Origin of the sequence: Nonomuraea pusilla, from assembly GCF_900109355.1 — a bacterium.
Lineage (GTDB): Bacteria > Actinomycetota > Actinomycetes > Streptosporangiales > Streptosporangiaceae > Nonomuraea > Nonomuraea pusilla.
In genome coordinates this window covers 204,824-219,897 of the sequence record NZ_FOBF01000016.1, presented here as the reverse complement: position 1 = coordinate 219,897, position 15,074 = coordinate 204,824, and the positions used below count along the sequence as shown (strand labels likewise).

Genomic DNA, 15,074 nt, shown 5'->3' with positions numbered 1-15,074 from the left:
ACAACTTCCTGGTGACCGACCCCGCCGACATCGCCCGGACCATCGCCGAGGCGTTCCACATCGCCTCGACGGGCCGTCCCGGGCCGGTGCTGGTGGACATCTCCAAGGACGCCCTGCAGGCCGAGACGGACTTCAGCTGGCCGCCGACGATGCAGCTGCCCGGCTACCGGCCGGTGACCAAGCCGCATTCGAAGCAGATCCGCGAGGCGGCCAAGCTGATCGCCGAGGCGAAGCGGCCGGTGCTGTACGTCGGCGGCGGCGTCCACAAGGCGCGCGCGTCGGCGGAGCTGCTGCGCCTGGCCGAGCTGACCGGCATCCCGGTCGTGACGACGCTGATGGCGCGTGGCACGTTCCCCGACAGCCACCCGCAGCACATGGGCATGCCGGGCATGCACGGCAGCGTGTCCGCGGTCGGCGCGCTGCAGAAGTCCGACCTGCTCATCGGCCTGGGCGTGCGCTTCGACGACCGGGTCACCGGCGAGCTTTCGTCCTTCGCGCCGCACGCGAAGGTCGTCCACGCCGACATCGACCCGGCGGAGATCTCCAAGAACCGCCACGCCGACGTGCCGATCGTGGGCGACTGCAAGGAGGTCCTCGCCGACCTCATCGCCGCCGTCGAGGCGTCGGGCGAGAAGGGCGACTACACCGAGTGGTGGACCCTCCTCAACGGCTACAAGGAGACGTACCCGCTCGGGTACGACACCTTCGAGGACGGCTCCCTCGCCCCGCAGTACGTCATGGAGCGGCTCAGCGCCATCGCCGGGCCCGACGCGTACTACGTGGCCGGGGTCGGTCAGCACCAGATGTGGGCGTCGCAGTTCGTGTCGTACGAGAACCCGGGCACGTTCATCAACTCCGGCGGCGCCGGCACGATGGGCTTCGCCGTCCCGGCCGCGATGGGCGCCAAGATGGGCCGGCCCGACGCGATCGTGTGGGCCATCGACGGCGACGGCTGCTTCCAGATGACCAACCAGGAACTCGCCACCTGCGCCCTGGAGGGCGTGCCGATCAAGGTCGCCGTCATCAACAACGGCAACCTCGGCATGGTCAGGCAGTGGCAGACGCTCTTCTACGACCAGCGGTACTCCAACACCAACCTGCAGACGGCGCGCCGCATCCCGGACTTCGTGAAGCTCGCGGACGCCTATGGTTGTGTTGGCCTGCGGTGCGAGCGTCCCGAGGACGTGGACGCGACCATCAGGAAGGCCATGGAGATCAACGACGTGCCCGTCGTGGTCGACTTCGTCGTCCACGAGGACGCCATGGTCTGGCCCATGGTCGCGGCAGGCACCAGCAACGACGACATCAAGATCGCCCGTGACATGGCGCCGAAGTGGGAGAACGAGGAATGAGCAGACACACGCTGTCGGTGCTCGTGGAGAACAAGCCGGGTGTGCTGGCGCGGGTGTCCTCGCTGTTCAGCCGGCGTGGGTTCAACATCGACTCGCTGGCCGTCGGGCCCACCGAGCACGACGACATCTCCCGCATGACGATCGTCGTCAGCGTCGAGGAGCTCCCGCTGGAGCAGGTGACCAAGCAGCTCAACAAGCTGGTGAACATCCTGAAGATCGTGGAGCTCGACCCGTCGCAGTCCGTGCAGCGGGAGCTGATGCTGATCAAGGTCAAGGCCGACGCGGACAACCGCAGCCACGTCCTCGAACTCGTGCAGCTCTTCCGCGCCCGCTGCGTGGACGTCGCGTCCGACGCCGTGACCATCGAGGTCACCGGCACCCCCGACAAGCTGGAGGCCTTCGTGAAGGTCCTCGAGCCGTTCGGGATCAAAGAACTCGTCCAGTCGGGCATGGTGGCCATCGGCCGCGGCGCCCGTTCCATCACCGACCGGTCCCTCAGGGCACTGGACCGTACCGCCTGAAAGGTTTTGAGCAAGTGACCGAGATCTACTACGACGACCAGGCCGACCTGTCGATCATCCAGGGACGCCACGTGGCCGTGCTGGGGTACGGCAGCCAGGGCCACGCCCACGCGCTCTCCCTGCGTGACTCGGGTGTCGACGTCCGCGTCGGCCTGCCCGAGGGGTCCAAGAGCCGCGAGAAGGCCGAGAACGACGGCCTTCGGGTGCTCACGCCGTCCGAGGCGGTCGAGGAGGCCGACCTCACGATGATCCTCGCGCCGGACCACATCCAGCGCCACCTGTACGCCGAGCACGTCGCCCCGAACCTCGTCGAGGGCGACGCCCTGTTCTTCGGCCACGGCCTGAACATCCGCTACGGCCTCATCGAGGCGCCCGAGGGCGTCGACGTCTGCATGGTCGCCCCGAAGGGTCCGGGCCACCTGGTCCGCCGCCAGTTCGAGGCCGGCCGCGGCGTGCCGTGTCTCGTCGCCGTCGAGAAGGACGCCTCCGGCCGGGCGCTCGACCTCGCCCTGTCGTACGCGAAGGGCATCGGCGGCACCCGCGCCGGCGCGCTGCGCACCACCTTCACCGAGGAGACCGAGACCGACCTGTTCGGCGAGCAGGCCGTGCTGTGCGGCGGCGTGTCCGAGCTGATCAAGGCGGGCTTCGAGACCCTGATCGAGGCCGGCTACCAGCCTGAGGTCGCCTACTTCGAGTGCCTGCACGAGATGAAGCTGATCGTCGACCTCATGTACGAGGGCGGCATCTCCAAGATGTACTGGTCGGTGTCCGACACCGCCGAGTACGGCGGCTACACGCGCGGCCCGCGCGTCATCACCGACGAGACCAGGAAGGAGATGCGCCGCATCCTGGGTGAGATCCAGGACGGCACCTTCGCCAGGGAGCTCGTCGCCGAGTTCGACGGCGGCCAGAAGGAGTTCAGCCGCTACCGCGAGGAGCTGGCCGAGAACCCGATCGAGAAGACGGGCGCCACGCTGCGCCCGATGATGAGCTGGCTCAAGGGCTGAGCCCTGGCCGCTCCGAGGCCGGTCGGTCGTGCGGGAAGCCCGCCCGGGGTCACCCCGGGCGGGCTTCGCCGTCTCCGCCCCCGTGCGGTGACGGGTCAGGCGCAGTTCCAGCGGATGCCCTGCCACTGGGCGCCCCAGCGGCTCCACTGCGCGGTGGCGGAGCGGTGCGGGGCGAGCACGGTGCACCTCGGGTCCGGGCCGCGCCGCTTGACCTGGAACGAGATGGTGTAGCTGCAGTTGTTCGTCACCCTGACGCTCTGGGTCACCCGGCCCGTCCAGTGCTTGACGGCGGCGCAGCCGCCGAGCGCCGCCGAAGCCGCCGCGGTGGTCTGAGCGCCCGTGGTGGCCTGGCCGTCGGCCTGCGCGGGGGCCGCGCCGAGGGCGCCGAGTGCGATGGCGCCCGCCGCGACCGCCGTGCCGATCCTCGTGATGGTCCTCATGGGTTCCTCCCCTTGTCGGTCGGTATGGGAGGACGTTAGGACCGGGCGTGTTGAGAACCTGTTGAGTCCGCGTCCAGCACGGCCTTCGGCGGCGGGGCGACGAGGGAGGCGAGACGGTCGCGTAGGCGCGTCAGCCGGGCGATCTCCGCGTCCAGCGCGGCGACGCGGCGCTCCGCGACGCCGCTGCCCCGCTCGCACCCGGGCCCGGACGGGGGCCGCAGATCCACGTCGAGGAGGTCCAGGCGGTCGGCGACGTGCCGGACGTCCTCGACGGTCAGCCCCAGCGACAGCAGCTCCCTGATGACGCGGACGCGGGCCACCTCGCGCGGCCCGTACTCGCGCTGCCCGGCCGCCGTGCGCGACGGCGGCGTCAGCAGCCCCCGCTCCTCGTAGAAGCGCAGCGCGCGCGGGGTGGTGCCCGCGGCGGCGGCCGCGTCGCCGATCCGCATCCCGTCTCACCTCTCCACGGCGGTCCTCACACCTCCACGAGGACGGCGCCGAAGTGCCGCCCCGTGAACACCTCGTGCAACGCGCGCGGCGCCTGATCGATGCCGGGAACGCGGACGTGGGGGAAGACGATCTCGCCGGAGCGCAGCCACCCGCCGAACCGCTCGGTCCACCGCGCCTGCTCCTCCGGGTCGTCGGGCGCGCTGAGGCCGCGCACCGTGACCCTCTTCAGGATCAGCTGGTACGTGTCCAGCTCCACCGGGGCCGAGCCGCCCGTGCCCCGCTCGGAGAGCTGCCCCGACAGCGCCCCCACCAGGACGAACCGCGCGTCGGGCCGGGCCGCCGCGAGCGCGCCGCGCAGCTGCTCGCCGCCGGAGTTGTCCAGGTGGACGTCGATGCCGTCGGGGGCGGCCTCGGCGAGCTGCTCGGCCGTAGGCGCGCCGCCGCGCAGCACGACCGCGTCGTACCCGAGCTCGTCCAGCATGCGGGCGGCCTTCTCCGGTGAGCCGGTGCCGCCGACCACCCTGCGGGCGCCGAGCAGCCGGGCGATCTGCCCGGCCATCGACCCGACGGCCCCGGCGCCGCCCGACACGAAGACGGTGTCGCCGGGCCTGACCCGGGCGTTCAGCGCGAGCGCCGCGTACGCGATCCAGCCCTTCGACAGGTGGGCGGCCGGGTCGGGCAGCGCGTCGCCCAGCGGCACGCACCGCTCCACCGGCACGGCCGCGTACTCGCGCCAGCCCTGCCCGTGGAGGACCAGGTCGCCGGGGCGCAGGGCGGCGCCGTCCGGCGCGGAGACCACCTCGCCGACGGCGGGGCCGATCAGAGTGTCGCCGGGCCGCAGCGGCGGGAGCGGCGCGCCCTGCAGGCCGCCGATCAGGGTGCGCAGCGCGGCGAAGACGTGGAAGAAGCGGTTGCGGACCAGCGCCTGCCCGGGGGCGGGCTCGGGCAGCGGGGCCTCGGCGACCTCGAAGTGCTCGGGCCGCGGCAGCCCGTCGGGCACGGCGGCGAGCCGCACCTCACGGGAGACGCCCGGCCGGGCGGTGTGCGGGCGGGAGTCGTGCGGGCGGGCGGTGTGCGGGCGGGAGTCGTGCGGGCGGGATTCGTGCGACATGGGGCGTTTCCTCGGCGTCGGCGTCGTCGGGTCCCGGCGGCGGCGCGCCGCCGGGGCTCCCGTGAGAGCCGGGCGACCGTAACCCCTGACGCGCACGTCAAAGGCAAGCCTCAGCCGCCCGGCCCGCCGCCCTCCCGGCGCGGGGCGGGCGGCTCCAGCGGGGTGCGGGCCGGGTAGCGCAGAGCCTCCCGGTGCTGGTGGCACAGGTACGCCACGCCCCGGTTCTCCGGCAGCTCGCGCTCGCGCAGCCCGCCCCACTCGCCCGACGGGTCGAGCGCCAGCAGCGCCTGCCGCAGCCGCGCGAAATCCGCGCTGGTACGCGGCCGGCTCGCGTGCGCCGGGTCGAGCAGCCCGTCGGTCTGGTCCTGCGGCGGCCCGGCGAGCCGGTCCAGCAGCCGGCACGACAGCTCCAGCCGCCCCTCGTCGGCCGCCGACAGCGCCACCCCGGCCAGGCCGGTCAGCGCGGGGCCGACGAGAGGCAGCGCGAACCGCAGCCCCGACAGCAGCAGCCGCAGGTAGGGGGCGTACGCGCGCAGCCAGTCGGGGATGCGCCGCAGCTCGTACACGCCGGCGTCGTCGGGCAGCGGGTGCGGCGCCTCCGGCTGCTCGCAGTACAGGCGCAGCTCGTAGCGCAGGAACCCGGTTCGCGTCACGGTGAAGATGCTGGGGCAGCGCACGCCCTGCTCGGCGCGGTGGCGCAGCAGGTCGCGGACGGTGTCGAGGACGTGCAGCTGCGACACCTCGATGCGTCCCGCCGTCTCGGCGAGCTGCCCGAGGTCCCGCTGGATCTCCGCGAGCGTGCGCTCCAGCGGGACGGGCCGCAGCCCGAGCAGCAGCGTGCGCGGATCGACGGTGCTCAGCGACTGCTGGCACTGCAGCCCCACGCCGCGCTCCAGGGCCCGCAGCGCGGCGGCGTGGTCGAACTCGTACGAGCAGGGCGGCCCCGGCGGCCCGTCGCAGACGCAGGGGATGAGCTGCTGCACCCCGAGGCCGGGGTAGCGCTCGGCCAGGATGCCGGTGAACCCTTCGTGCAGGATCGAGTAGAAGGCGTGCGGTTCGACGCCCCGCACGGTCAGCCGGATCGTCGGCTGGGCGCGGTCGTCGTCCTCCAGGAGCGCCATCGCCGCGTGGCCGGGGCCGTGGTGGTGGCGCAGGAGCACGCCGCGCGCCCACGCGACACCCGTCGTGAACCGGTGCTCCCTCGCGATGAACCAGGACGGGATGCCCGCCTGCCGCGACGACAGCTTGTACGTGATGCGCAGCTCGGTGGCGCCGGGCACGTCGAGCGCCTGCCGCCAGGTGACGGGCAGCTCGGCGGGGGCGCCCGCGGGCAGGCGTTCGACGACGAGGGCCACGTCGTCCTGGCCCGGCGCGTCGGTGCGGTACGCCAGGTCGAACCGCTCCATCAGGGCGGTGAGCGTCTCGCCCAGGCCGGGGTCGTCCAGGTCGCGCCAGAGCTCGGCCCGGTGGGCGCGGCTGAGCAGGCCGCCCCGGTCCACGACCTCCTGGCTGTCGAGCACCCGGGTGATCAGGGCGTCGACCCAGGTCGGCTCCAGGACGACGGTGTAGCGCAGCTCGGGGTCGTTGGCGAAGTGGAGGATCTGGCCGCGGTCGTGCAGCGCGTTCAGCAGCGCCCTGCGCTCCACGGGGTCGTCCATGCCGGCCTCGGCCATGAGGAGCTCGGCCCGATGGGTGGTGATGTAGCGGCCGGGCTCGGCGGCCAGGCGGCGGGCGCCCCCCGCCCAGGTGGCGGGCCAGCGGCGGCCCATCAGCGGCAGGTCGGCCGCCCGGCGCCTGATCTCCTCGCGCAGCTCGGCGATGCCGGTGCCGTCCCGGCAGTCCACCCGCAGGATGTTGGTGATGCGGGGGTAGCGGCGGCGCAGGTCGGCCTCGTCCAGGTCGGCGACCGACTCCGTGCAGTGCGTCGCGACGATCACGACGGGGGAGGACGGGGCGACGTTCGTGATGGCCTGCAGCCACTCCTCGACCTGGCCGCCGACCCGCCAGCCGCGCCTGCTGTTCCACACCAGCAGGAACAGCGAGCGGTCGGTGAGGTAGAAGCGCTGGGTGGCGCGGTACTCGAGCTGGCCGCCGAAGTCCCACAGGTTGAGCCGCATGGTGACGTCGGGGTGCTCGGGGTGGCGCAGATCGAGCGGATCGACGTGGACGCCGTGGGTCTGCGGCTCGCTCGGGTCGTACGCCAGGCCGCACAGCGCCTTGGTGACGGTGGTCTTGCCGACGGCGGCCTCGCCGACCACGAGCATCTTGGACGACCACTGCTCCTCGCCGCCGCGCGCCAGCGCGCGCAGGAACGCCAGCACCGCCACGGTGCCGGACGCGCAGATCTCCTTGGGCGGGCTGACCAGGTCGTTGCCTTCGAGGACGAACGTCTCCAGCCTGGTCAGCGCGCCCAGCGACTCGGGCAGCGTGCGCAGCCGGTTGAAGCCGAGGTCGAGCTCGACGAGGTTGACCAGGCCGCCCAGCGACTCGGGCAGCGCGCTGAGCTGGTTGCCGCTCAGGGACAGGCTGGTCAGGTGCACCAGGTCGCCGAGCGAGTCGGGCAGGGTGGTGAGCTGGTTGTCGTACAGGGAGAGCGTGGTCAGCCGGGTGAGCCGGCCGAGCGAGTCGGGCAGCGACTTGAGCTGGTTGCCGCCCAGCGACAGCCGGGTCAGGCCGGTGAGGTCGCCCAGCCAGTCGGGCAGGGCGGTGAGCTGGTTGACGTAGAGGGAGAGCCTGGTCAGCCCGGTGAGGCGGCGCAGCCAGTCGGGCAGCCTGGTCAGCCGGTTGCCGCCGAGGTGGAGCGTGGTCAGGCCGGTGAGCCCGGCCAGGGTCTCCGGCAGGCTCTCCAGGTCGAGGTTGGTGAGTTCGAGCGTGGTGGCGTCGTCGCGCCTGGCCGCCTCGATGAGACGGATCGCGGTGGCGTACCCCTCGGTCATCGTGGCTCCCCGGGTTCATGTCTCGGCCGGCACGGTGGGGAACAGCATCGTCGCAGGAAGCGACCCCGGTGAAGGCCGCATTGGCGAACGCCACGCCTGCCGTTTACCTCGTCCTCGGTGAGCGAACGCGGCGCCTTCCGCCGAGATCTCCCTCTCCCTTCCTGAAGGACGGACGCGGCGCCTTCTGGAGGGATCTCCCTTCTCCCTCCTGAAGGACGGACGCGGCGCCTTCCGGAGGGATCTCCCTTCTCCCTCCTGAAGGACCGACGCGGCACCTCCGGAAGCGTGATAAGAATACCGGTATAGTTATCGAGGCGCGCTGGAAAGGTGCTGGCTGTGATCGAACTGAAGACCGCCGGAGAGATCGACGCGATGCGGGAGGCGGGGCGGGTCGTCGCGGCCGTGCACGCCGCCGTACGGGAGCGCGCCGCCATAGGCGTGACGCTGCACGAGCTGGACCAGGTGGCGAGGACGGTCATCGAGGAGGCGAAGGCGAAGTCGTCGTTCCTCGGCTACCACCCGTCGTTCGGCGCCACCCCGTACCCGGGGGTGATCTGCACCTCGGTGAACGGCGCCATGCTGCACGGCCTGCCGACGACGTACCGGCTGCGCGACGGCGACCTGATCAGCGTCGACTGCGCGGCGCACCTGGACGGCTGGCACGCCGACGGCACGGTCAGCTTCACCGTGGGCCACGCCCGCGAGGACGATCTCAAGCTCGTCAGGGCGGCCGACGAGATGCTGGCGGCGGGCATCGCCGCCGCGGTCCCCGGGGCCAGGATGGGCGACATCGGCCACGCGATGTCCCTGGTGGGCCGGGGCGCCGGGTACGGCGTCCAGAACGACTTCGCCGGTCACGGCATCGGCCGGGAGATGCACGAGTCGCCGTTCGTGCCGAACGAGGGCCGTCCCGGGCGCGGGCTGCGGCTGCTGCCCGGCCTGGTGATCGCGATCGAGCCGAGCCTGATCGCGGGCGGCTCCGACGACTACCGCATGGCGGACGACGGCTGGACGGTGGTGACGGCCGACGGCAGCAGAAGCGCGCACGTCGAGCACACGGTGGCCGTGACCCAGGACGGCCCGGTGATCCTCACGCTGCCCTGACCGGGGCGGACGGCTCCCGGAGCCGCCCGCCGCCGGTCCTGTCAGGGGGCCGGGGTCAGCACTGGGCGGGCTTGAGCCACGAGCACTCCAGGTCCCCGGCGGACGGGTCCTGGGCGGAGCGCAGCTCGGCGGTGGCGGCGTCCACCGGGTTGGCGCGGGAGAACTGCGCCAGCCTGACCGCGATCTTGTCCTCGATGTCCTTGGGGGAGCCGGACAGGTACTGGTTCAGCATGATCGAGAAGACCAGCGGCTCACCGTCGGCGCTGGTGACGTAGCCCGACAGCGACGTGACGCCGGTGAGCGAGCCGGTCTTGGCGTGGACGTTGTTCGCGGCGGGCGTGTTGCGCATGCGGCTGCGCAGCGTGCCGCCGACGAACCGGTCGGCGTTGCCGGCGACGGGCAGGGAGTCGTACCACGTCTTGAACCAGGGCTTGGCGCGGACGGCGGTGAGGAGCTGCGCGATGGAGCCGGGCGAGAAGCCGTCGCGGCGGGAGAGCCCTGAGCCGTCACGCATGTTGATCACCTGGACGCCGTTGGCCTTGGCGAAGTCGGTGGCGACCTTGAGCCCGGCGGACCAGGTGCCCTGGCCGGCGACCTTGCGTCCCATGGCCTTGGTGAGGATCTCGGCGTGGATGTTGTTGCTCAGCTTCATGAACGGCACGAGCAGCTCGCCCAGCGTCATCGACCGGTGCTCGGCCAGCACGGCGGCGCCCTCGGGCGCGGCCCCGGCGACGGTGCGCCCGAGCACCTTGACGCCGTGCTTGGTGAGGGCGGCGCGGAACAGCGACGCGGCGTAGGCGGCGGGGTCGTCGACCGCCACCCACTCCTGGTACGGGTCGGCGACCGTGCCGGTGATGACGACGGTCCTGCTGCCGTGCTGACGCTCGATGAGCACGTCGGTCTCCGAGCCGACGGTCGCCTTGTTGACGATCTTCAGGTAGTCGGTCTCGGGCGTGGTCGTGACCTTGACCTGGCCGTCGGCGGCCGACACCGACACGATGACGGAGCCCGCGTCGTAGTCGCGGTCGGGGGAGGCGGTCAGCGCGGAGATGGGCGCGGCGTAGTAGGCGGTCTCGTCGTCCCAGGACCAGTCGTTGCCGAGGCGCTGCCCGTCGAACCAGGTGTCGTCGGCGACGAGCCTGCCCGTCACGACCTTGACGCCCGCCGCGGCGACCTCGGCGGCGAGCGCGTCGTAGTCCTCGGCCAGCATGGTGGGGTCGCCGGTGCCGCGCAGCACCAGGTCGCCGGCGAGGGCGGAGCCGGCCCTGCGGCCGGAGGCGAGGACGCCGGTGGTGAAGCGGTGGTCGAGCCCGAGCGTCTCCACCGCCGCGGCGGAGGTGAACAGCTTGGTGTTGGACGCGGGGGTCATGAGCTTGCCGGCGTCGGTGGAGTAGAGCTCCTCGCCGGTCGAGGCGCTCTTGACGACGACGCCCGCCCTCGCGACGGTGAGCCGCGAGTCGCTGAGGATCTTGTTGATGTCCTGGCCGAGGTCGGCCACGCCGGCGGCGGGGTCGAGGGCGTTGGCGGGGGAGGAGGGTCCTGACGTCCACGCGAGGGCCGCGACGAGCGCGCCCGCGACGAGGCTGGCTGAGGTGCGCCGCATGGGGTCTCCAAAGGGCTGAGGGATCGCCTGCGAGCATGGATCACCACGGCCACCCTGTAATCCGCAAATCTCCGTATTTATCGGAGATTTGGTATCTGTGAGGGGTCCCGATGGCTCTGGTGGGATCAGAGCGAGGAGGGACCGGACGTCACCAGGAAGCCGCAGTCGCCGAACGACACCTCGTCGCCCGACCGGACGCGGGCGGGGCCGACGAGCCGCCAGCCGTTGAGCCGCGTGCCGTTGAGCGAGCCGAGATCGACCAGCGTCCAGCCGCCGTCGGGCTCGCGGCGCAGCTCGGCGTGCACGCGCGACACGGTGAGGTCGGCCAGCACGAGGTCGCAGGCGGAGCCGCGGCCGACCACGTAGCGGGCGCGGTCGTCGTCGGGCAGGGCCAGGCGGGGCAGGCGCGGCTTGCGCCAGGCCGACTGGAGCCTGGTGGTGAACTCGGAGACCGACGAGACGGCGTCGGTCAGCCGCTGGCGGAGCGTCGGCCGCCTGGGCAGGTCGGCCACCAGCTCGTCGAGCTCGTGCTGGCTGCGGGCGCGCAGTGCCTGATCGACGCGGCCCACGAACGTGTCGTGCGACAGCCGACCCTCGACGGCGCGGTTCTTGAGCTCGTCGATCGCACGATCGCGTTCCCCATCTGATGCGCGAAACGGCGGATGCGTCGAGCTCATCCCCCGAGTATCCGACTCCACGCCGGGCGCTGTCCAGAAATACGGGGATCACTTGCCGAGAGCATACTCGGTATGCATACTCAGTAACCATGTCGATCAGGCATGGGCTGCTGGCCCTGCTGAGCAGAGGACCGCGCTACGGCTACCAGTTGCGGGTGGAGTTCGAGGCGTCGACCGGGGCCACCTGGCCGTTGAACATCGGCCAGGTGTACACGACGCTCTCCCGCCTGGAACGCGACGGCCTGGTGGCGCCGGGGGGCGCCGACGACCAGGGGCGCGCGGTCTACACGATCACCGACGCCGGACGGCGCGAGCTGGAGCGGTGGTTCGCCACCCCCGTCGCCCAGGCCGACCGGCCCAGGGACGAGCTGGTCATCAAGCTCGCCATGGCCATCGCCGCCGCCGACGTGGACGTCGCCGGCGTCATCCTGGCCCAGCGCATGGCCACGATGCGTGCCCTGCAGAAGCTCACCAGGGCCAAACGCGACGCGGGCGACCTCGGCGAGCGGCTCGTCCTCGATTCCATGATCTTCCAGGCCGAGGCGGAACAGCGCTGGCTGGACCACTGCGAGGCCGTGCTGAAGGAGAAGAACGCATGACTGTGGTGAGCCTGCGGGACATCACCCGCGACCACGGCTCCGTCCGTGCCCTGCGAGGAGTGAGCCTGGACGTCTCGAAGGGCGAGCTGGTCGCCGTCATGGGCCCGTCCGGGTCCGGCAAGTCGACGCTGCTCAACATCGCGGGCGGCCTCGACAGGCCGACGTCGGGCACGGTGACCGTCGGGGGCGCCGACCTGGCCGGGGTCAAGGACCTCGCCGCGTTACGCCGCACCAAGGTCGGCTACGTCTTCCAGGACCTCAACCTCATCCCGTCGCTGACCGCCGCCGAGAACGTCATGCTCCCGCGGGAGCTCGACGGCGTCCGGACGGGACGGGCGAGGGAGGAGGCGCTGGCCGCGCTCGCCTCGGTCGGCGCCGACCAGGCGGCCGACCGCTTCCCCGACGAACTGTCGGGCGGCCAGCGCCAGCGGGTCGCCATCGCCAGGGCGCTGGTGGGGGAGCGGTCGCTGCTGCTCGCCGACGAGCCCACCGGCGCCCTGGACACGGTGACCGGCGACGAGATCCTGCGCGTGCTGCGCGCCCGCTGCGACGACGGGGCGGCGGTGCTGCTCGTCACCCACGAGCCCCGCTACGCCGCCTGGGCCGACCGGGTCGTCTACCTGCGCGACGGCCTCGTGGCCGAAGCGTCGGAGGTGCGGATGGAGAGCGCCCGATGAGCGCGGTGCGCGCCGCGCTGCGCCTGTCCTGGAGGGACATGCTGCGTGCCAAGGGCCGCAGCGCGCTCATCATGATCATGGTGGGCCTGCCGGTGCTGGCCGTCACCGCGCTCTTCACCCTCAACGCGACGACCGAGGTCACGATGCGGGAGCAGCTGACGTCCAGGCTCGGCGAGGTGGCCGACGCGCGGATCGTCACCTTTCCCAAGGGCAAGGTTCTCGAACAGGACTTCGCCGGCAACAGCGCCATCGAGAAGGACGCCGAACCCCTCGCGATGCAGCCGTGGCCGCCCGGCGACGTCGCCGCGCTGGTCAAGGGCCGGCTGATCCCGTACGACATGGGCACGGTCTCCGTGCTGCTGCCCGAGGGCCACGACTGGGCCGACTCGCTGCTGCTCGACCTGCGCGACCCGCTGGCCCGAGGCGTGCGCCGCCTGGTCGAGGGCCGCTTCCCGGCCGCCCCTGGCGAGGTGGCCGTCACGCCCGCGCTCGTGGACGCCGGCGTACGGGTCGGCGGCACGATCGGCGTCACCAGGCGGGACGCGCCCGCGCGGGTGGTGGGCGTGATGGAGCACCCCACCCGGCCCGGCATACGGGAGGTCGCGGCGCTGCCGGGCGCCACCCTGGAGGAGGACGGCGAGGAGAGCGGCGTCGGCTGGCTGGCCGAGACGCCCGCCCCGCTCAGCCTGGCGGACGTCGCCAGGCTCAACCGGCAGGGGCTCCTCGTGGCCTCGCGTGCCGTGATCGAGGACGAGCCGAGGCCCGACTACGGCTACGGCCTGAGTTTCGACGAAGGGGCGAGCTGGGCGGCCGTCGGCGCGGTGCTGATCGTGACCGAGACGGCCCTGCTCGCCGGGCCCGCGTTCGCGGTCGGGCTGCGGCGGCGCGGCAGGGAACTGGCGCTGATCGCGGCCCAGGGCGGCTCGGCCGCGCACCTGCGCCTGGTGGTGCTGGCCGACGGCCTGCTGCTGGGCGGCGTCGCGGCTGCGCTCGGCACGGCGGGCGGCATCGGCGTGGGCCTGCTCGCCGAGTCGATCGCGGCGCGGACGCTGGACTGGCAGAGCGGCCCTCCGGAGGTTCCCTGGCCGCAGGTGCTCGGCGTGGCGCTCCTCGGCCTGGTCAGCGCGCTCGCCGCGGCACTCGTCCCGGCCGTGTCGGCGGCCCGCCAGGACCCGGTCCAGGTACTGGCCGGACGGTCCGCCGAGGCCCGCGGACGCCCGGCCCGCCCGCTGCCCGGCCTCGTGCTGGCAGTGCTCGGGCTCGGCGCCGTGGCCCTGGCGGCGTGGAAGGGCGACGTCGCGGCCACGGTGGCGTCGATCCGGCTGTCGGTCGTGGCGTCCTCGATCCCACTGGTCTTCGGGCTGGTCGCGCTGATGCCGTGGCTGGTGCAGATCACGGGGCGGTGGGCCGCGCGGCTGCCGCTGCCGCTGCGCCTGTCCGTACGCGACGCGGGGCGGCACCGTACGCGTACGGCGTCCGCCGTGGCGGCGGTCATGGCGGCCACGATGGGCGCGGTCGCGATCGGCATCGGCTACAGCAGCTCGCACGCCGTCCGCATGCTCCAGTATCCGGGCGAGACCCCTCCGGGAACCCTGTGGATCAGCGCGCCGGGCACCGACGACGGGACGTGGGCCAAGGTGAAGGCGGAGGCGGAGCGCCTGATGCCTGGGGCGGCGCTGGTGCCAGGCCCGCTCGCCCTCGACGCCAAGGGGCGGGAGCTGCGGCTGACCGTCCAGCAGGTGCCCAAGGGGTGTGGGAAGTGCCCCGTCACCATCAGAGACCTGCCCGCAGGTGACGACCGCCTGCTCGCCTTCTTGCAGGGGCGGCGCGATCCCGTGGCGGCGGCCGCGCTGGCTTCCGGCAAGGCCGTGGTGTTCGACCCCCGCCTGATGCGTGGCGACAAGGTCGAGGTGTCGGCCTGGCGGTCCACGGGGGGCGAGGCGGCCGCCCGGTTCACCGTGCCCGCCGTGCTCGCCACCGCCGGCGATCCCTCGCAGGGCGGCGGAGTGCTGCCCGCCTCGGCAGTGACGGCGGCCGGGATACGGACGGCCGAGCGGCGCCTGTTCGCCGACCGGACCGAGCGTCAGCTCACGGGCGCCATGTACGCGCTGAGCGAGAAGGTGTCCCTCCACGCGACGACGAACCACGAACAGGAGTTGCTCCTCACGCTGTCGGCGGCGCTCGCGCTGGCCGTGGTCGTGGTGCTGGGCGGCACGTTCGCCGCCACCGGGCTGGCCGTCGCGGACATGCGCCGCGACCTCGACACCCTGTCGGCCGTCGGAGGCCGGCCGCTGACCCGCAGGCTGGTGGTGGCATCCCAGGCGGGCTACGTGGCGGGACTCGGCGCGCTCACCGGCCTGCCAGGGGGCCTGCTCGTGGGGCTCGCGCTGAGCTGGCCCACGGGCGGGACGACGCGGTGGACGGGCCTGTCCGGGTTCGACGTCGTGTTCGTCAGCGGCTCGGTGCCGTGGCTGTACCTGGCCGCGCTGGTCGTCGGGGTGCCGGCGCTGGCCGCGCTGCTGGCGGGGCTGTGCGCCCGTACCCGCCTGGTGCTCGCCCGCCGCGTCACCTGAGGACGCGCGGAAACCCCGAGGGGC

Annotated in this window: 13 protein-coding genes; 7 read left to right on the top strand and 6 right to left on the bottom strand. The window is 72.8% G+C overall.

Features of this window, described 5'->3' with window-relative positions; all coding sequences use genetic code 11:
• The 3 genes from BMX74_RS29625 to ilvC form a co-directional block, all read left to right on the top strand.
• Positions 1 to 1,352, top strand: a 1,352-nt coding sequence (locus tag BMX74_RS29625; RefSeq protein WP_091103970.1) for a thiamine pyrophosphate-dependent enzyme, incomplete at its 5' end; no start/stop codon positions are given.
• On the top strand, positions 1,349 to 1,873 hold the full coding sequence (ilvN, locus tag BMX74_RS29620) for an acetolactate synthase small subunit (RefSeq protein ID WP_055505181.1): 525 nt from the start codon (positions 1,349 to 1,351) through the stop codon (positions 1,871 to 1,873). The genes BMX74_RS29625 and ilvN, both read left to right, overlap by 4 nt.
• A gap of 23 nt (positions 1,874 to 1,896) precedes the next feature.
• The gene (gene ilvC, locus BMX74_RS29615) at positions 1,897 to 2,880 is read left to right on the top strand and encodes a ketol-acid reductoisomerase (protein WP_055505455.1); all 984 of its coding nucleotides are present in this window, start codon (positions 1,897 to 1,899) and stop codon (positions 2,878 to 2,880) included.
• A 95-nt stretch (positions 2,881 to 2,975) separates the two neighbouring features.
• Here the strand turns inward: ilvC and BMX74_RS43345 are convergent, their stop codons facing one another.
• The 4 genes from BMX74_RS43345 to BMX74_RS29600 form a co-directional block, all read right to left on the bottom strand.
• Positions 2,976 to 3,320 carry a hypothetical protein gene (locus BMX74_RS43345; protein WP_063792168.1) on the bottom strand — a complete coding sequence of 115 codons (345 nt, stop codon included), beginning with the start codon at positions 3,318 to 3,320 and terminating at the stop codon, positions 2,976 to 2,978.
• 35 nt (positions 3,321 to 3,355) lie between these two features.
• Positions 3,356 to 3,769 (bottom strand): MerR family transcriptional regulator, encoded by a 414-nt coding sequence (locus tag BMX74_RS43340; protein WP_143078807.1) that lies wholly within the window; start codon positions 3,767 to 3,769, stop codon positions 3,356 to 3,358.
• Positions 3,770 to 3,795: 26 nt separating this feature from the next.
• Positions 3,796 to 4,881: an MDR family NADP-dependent oxidoreductase gene (locus BMX74_RS29605; RefSeq protein WP_091103949.1), complete on the bottom strand. Its 1,086-nt coding sequence runs from the start codon at positions 4,879 to 4,881 to the stop codon at positions 3,796 to 3,798.
• 110 nt (positions 4,882 to 4,991) lie between these two features.
• Positions 4,992 to 7,817, bottom strand: a complete 2,826-nt coding sequence (locus BMX74_RS29600; protein WP_091103947.1) for a leucine-rich repeat domain-containing protein — start codon at positions 7,815 to 7,817, stop codon at positions 4,992 to 4,994.
• Positions 7,818 to 8,153: 336 nt separating this feature from the next.
• On the opposite strand from BMX74_RS29600, the gene map reads away from it, so the two are divergent.
• On the top strand, positions 8,154 to 8,921 hold the full coding sequence (gene map, locus BMX74_RS29595) for a type I methionyl aminopeptidase (RefSeq protein ID WP_055505178.1): 768 nt from the start codon (positions 8,154 to 8,156) through the stop codon (positions 8,919 to 8,921).
• Positions 8,922 to 8,976: 55 nt separating this feature from the next.
• On the opposite strand, the gene dacB is transcribed toward map, so the two are convergent.
• Complete coding sequence (gene dacB, locus BMX74_RS29590; RefSeq protein WP_055505177.1) at positions 8,977 to 10,524, bottom strand: D-alanyl-D-alanine carboxypeptidase/D-alanyl-D-alanine endopeptidase; 1,548 nt, start codon at positions 10,522 to 10,524, stop codon at positions 8,977 to 8,979.
• A 125-nt stretch (positions 10,525 to 10,649) separates the two neighbouring features.
• A complete protein-coding gene (locus tag BMX74_RS29585) occupies positions 10,650 to 11,201 on the bottom strand; it encodes a DUF1707 and FHA domain-containing protein (RefSeq protein WP_055505176.1) in 552 nt (183 codons plus the stop codon).
• Positions 11,202 to 11,290: 89 nt separating this feature from the next.
• On the opposite strand from BMX74_RS29585, the gene BMX74_RS29580 reads away from it, so the two are divergent.
• From BMX74_RS29580 to BMX74_RS29570, 3 genes are read left to right on the top strand one after another with little or no spacing between them, the layout of a single operon-like run.
• Positions 11,291 to 11,800: a helix-turn-helix transcriptional regulator gene (locus BMX74_RS29580; RefSeq protein ID WP_055505175.1), complete on the top strand. Its 510-nt coding sequence runs from the start codon at positions 11,291 to 11,293 to the stop codon at positions 11,798 to 11,800.
• The gene (locus BMX74_RS29575; RefSeq protein ID WP_091103945.1) at positions 11,797 to 12,477 is read left to right on the top strand and encodes an ABC transporter ATP-binding protein; all 681 of its coding nucleotides are present in this window, start codon (positions 11,797 to 11,799) and stop codon (positions 12,475 to 12,477) included. The genes BMX74_RS29580 and BMX74_RS29575 overlap by 4 nt, the downstream gene beginning before the upstream one ends.
• Entirely contained in the window at positions 12,474 to 15,050 is a 2,577-nt protein-coding gene (locus tag BMX74_RS29570) for an FtsX-like permease family protein (protein WP_091103944.1), read from the top strand. The genes BMX74_RS29575 and BMX74_RS29570 overlap by 4 nt, the downstream gene beginning before the upstream one ends.
• The last annotated feature ends 24 nt before the right edge of the window (positions 15,051 to 15,074 follow it).

Bases quoted from the DNA above. Each gene is read 5' to 3' on its own strand.
- BMX74_RS29605 (WP_091103949.1), bottom strand. From the start codon at position 4,881: ATGTCGCACGAATCCCGCCCGCACGACTCCCGCCCGCACACCGCCCGC.
- BMX74_RS29580 (WP_055505175.1), top strand. From the start codon at position 11,291: ATGTCGATCAGGCATGGGCTGCTGGCCCTGCTGAGCAGAGGACCGCGC.
- ilvN (WP_055505181.1), top strand. From the start codon at position 1,349: ATGAGCAGACACACGCTGTCGGTGCTCGTGGAGAACAAGCCGGGTGTG.
- dacB (WP_055505177.1), bottom strand. From the start codon at position 10,524: ATGCGGCGCACCTCAGCCAGCCTCGTCGCGGGCGCGCTCGTCGCGGCC.
- BMX74_RS29585 (WP_055505176.1), bottom strand. From the start codon at position 11,201: ATGAGCTCGACGCATCCGCCGTTTCGCGCATCAGATGGGGAACGCGAT.
- BMX74_RS43345 (WP_063792168.1), bottom strand. From the start codon at position 3,320: ATGAGGACCATCACGAGGATCGGCACGGCGGTCGCGGCGGGCGCCATC.
- BMX74_RS29575 (WP_091103945.1), top strand. From the start codon at position 11,797: ATGACTGTGGTGAGCCTGCGGGACATCACCCGCGACCACGGCTCCGTC.
- BMX74_RS29570 (WP_091103944.1), top strand. From the start codon at position 12,474: ATGAGCGCGGTGCGCGCCGCGCTGCGCCTGTCCTGGAGGGACATGCTG.
- BMX74_RS43340 (WP_143078807.1), bottom strand. From the start codon at position 3,769: ATGCGGATCGGCGACGCGGCCGCCGCCGCGGGCACCACCCCGCGCGCG.
- BMX74_RS29600 (WP_091103947.1), bottom strand. From the start codon at position 7,817: ATGACCGAGGGGTACGCCACCGCGATCCGTCTCATCGAGGCGGCCAGG.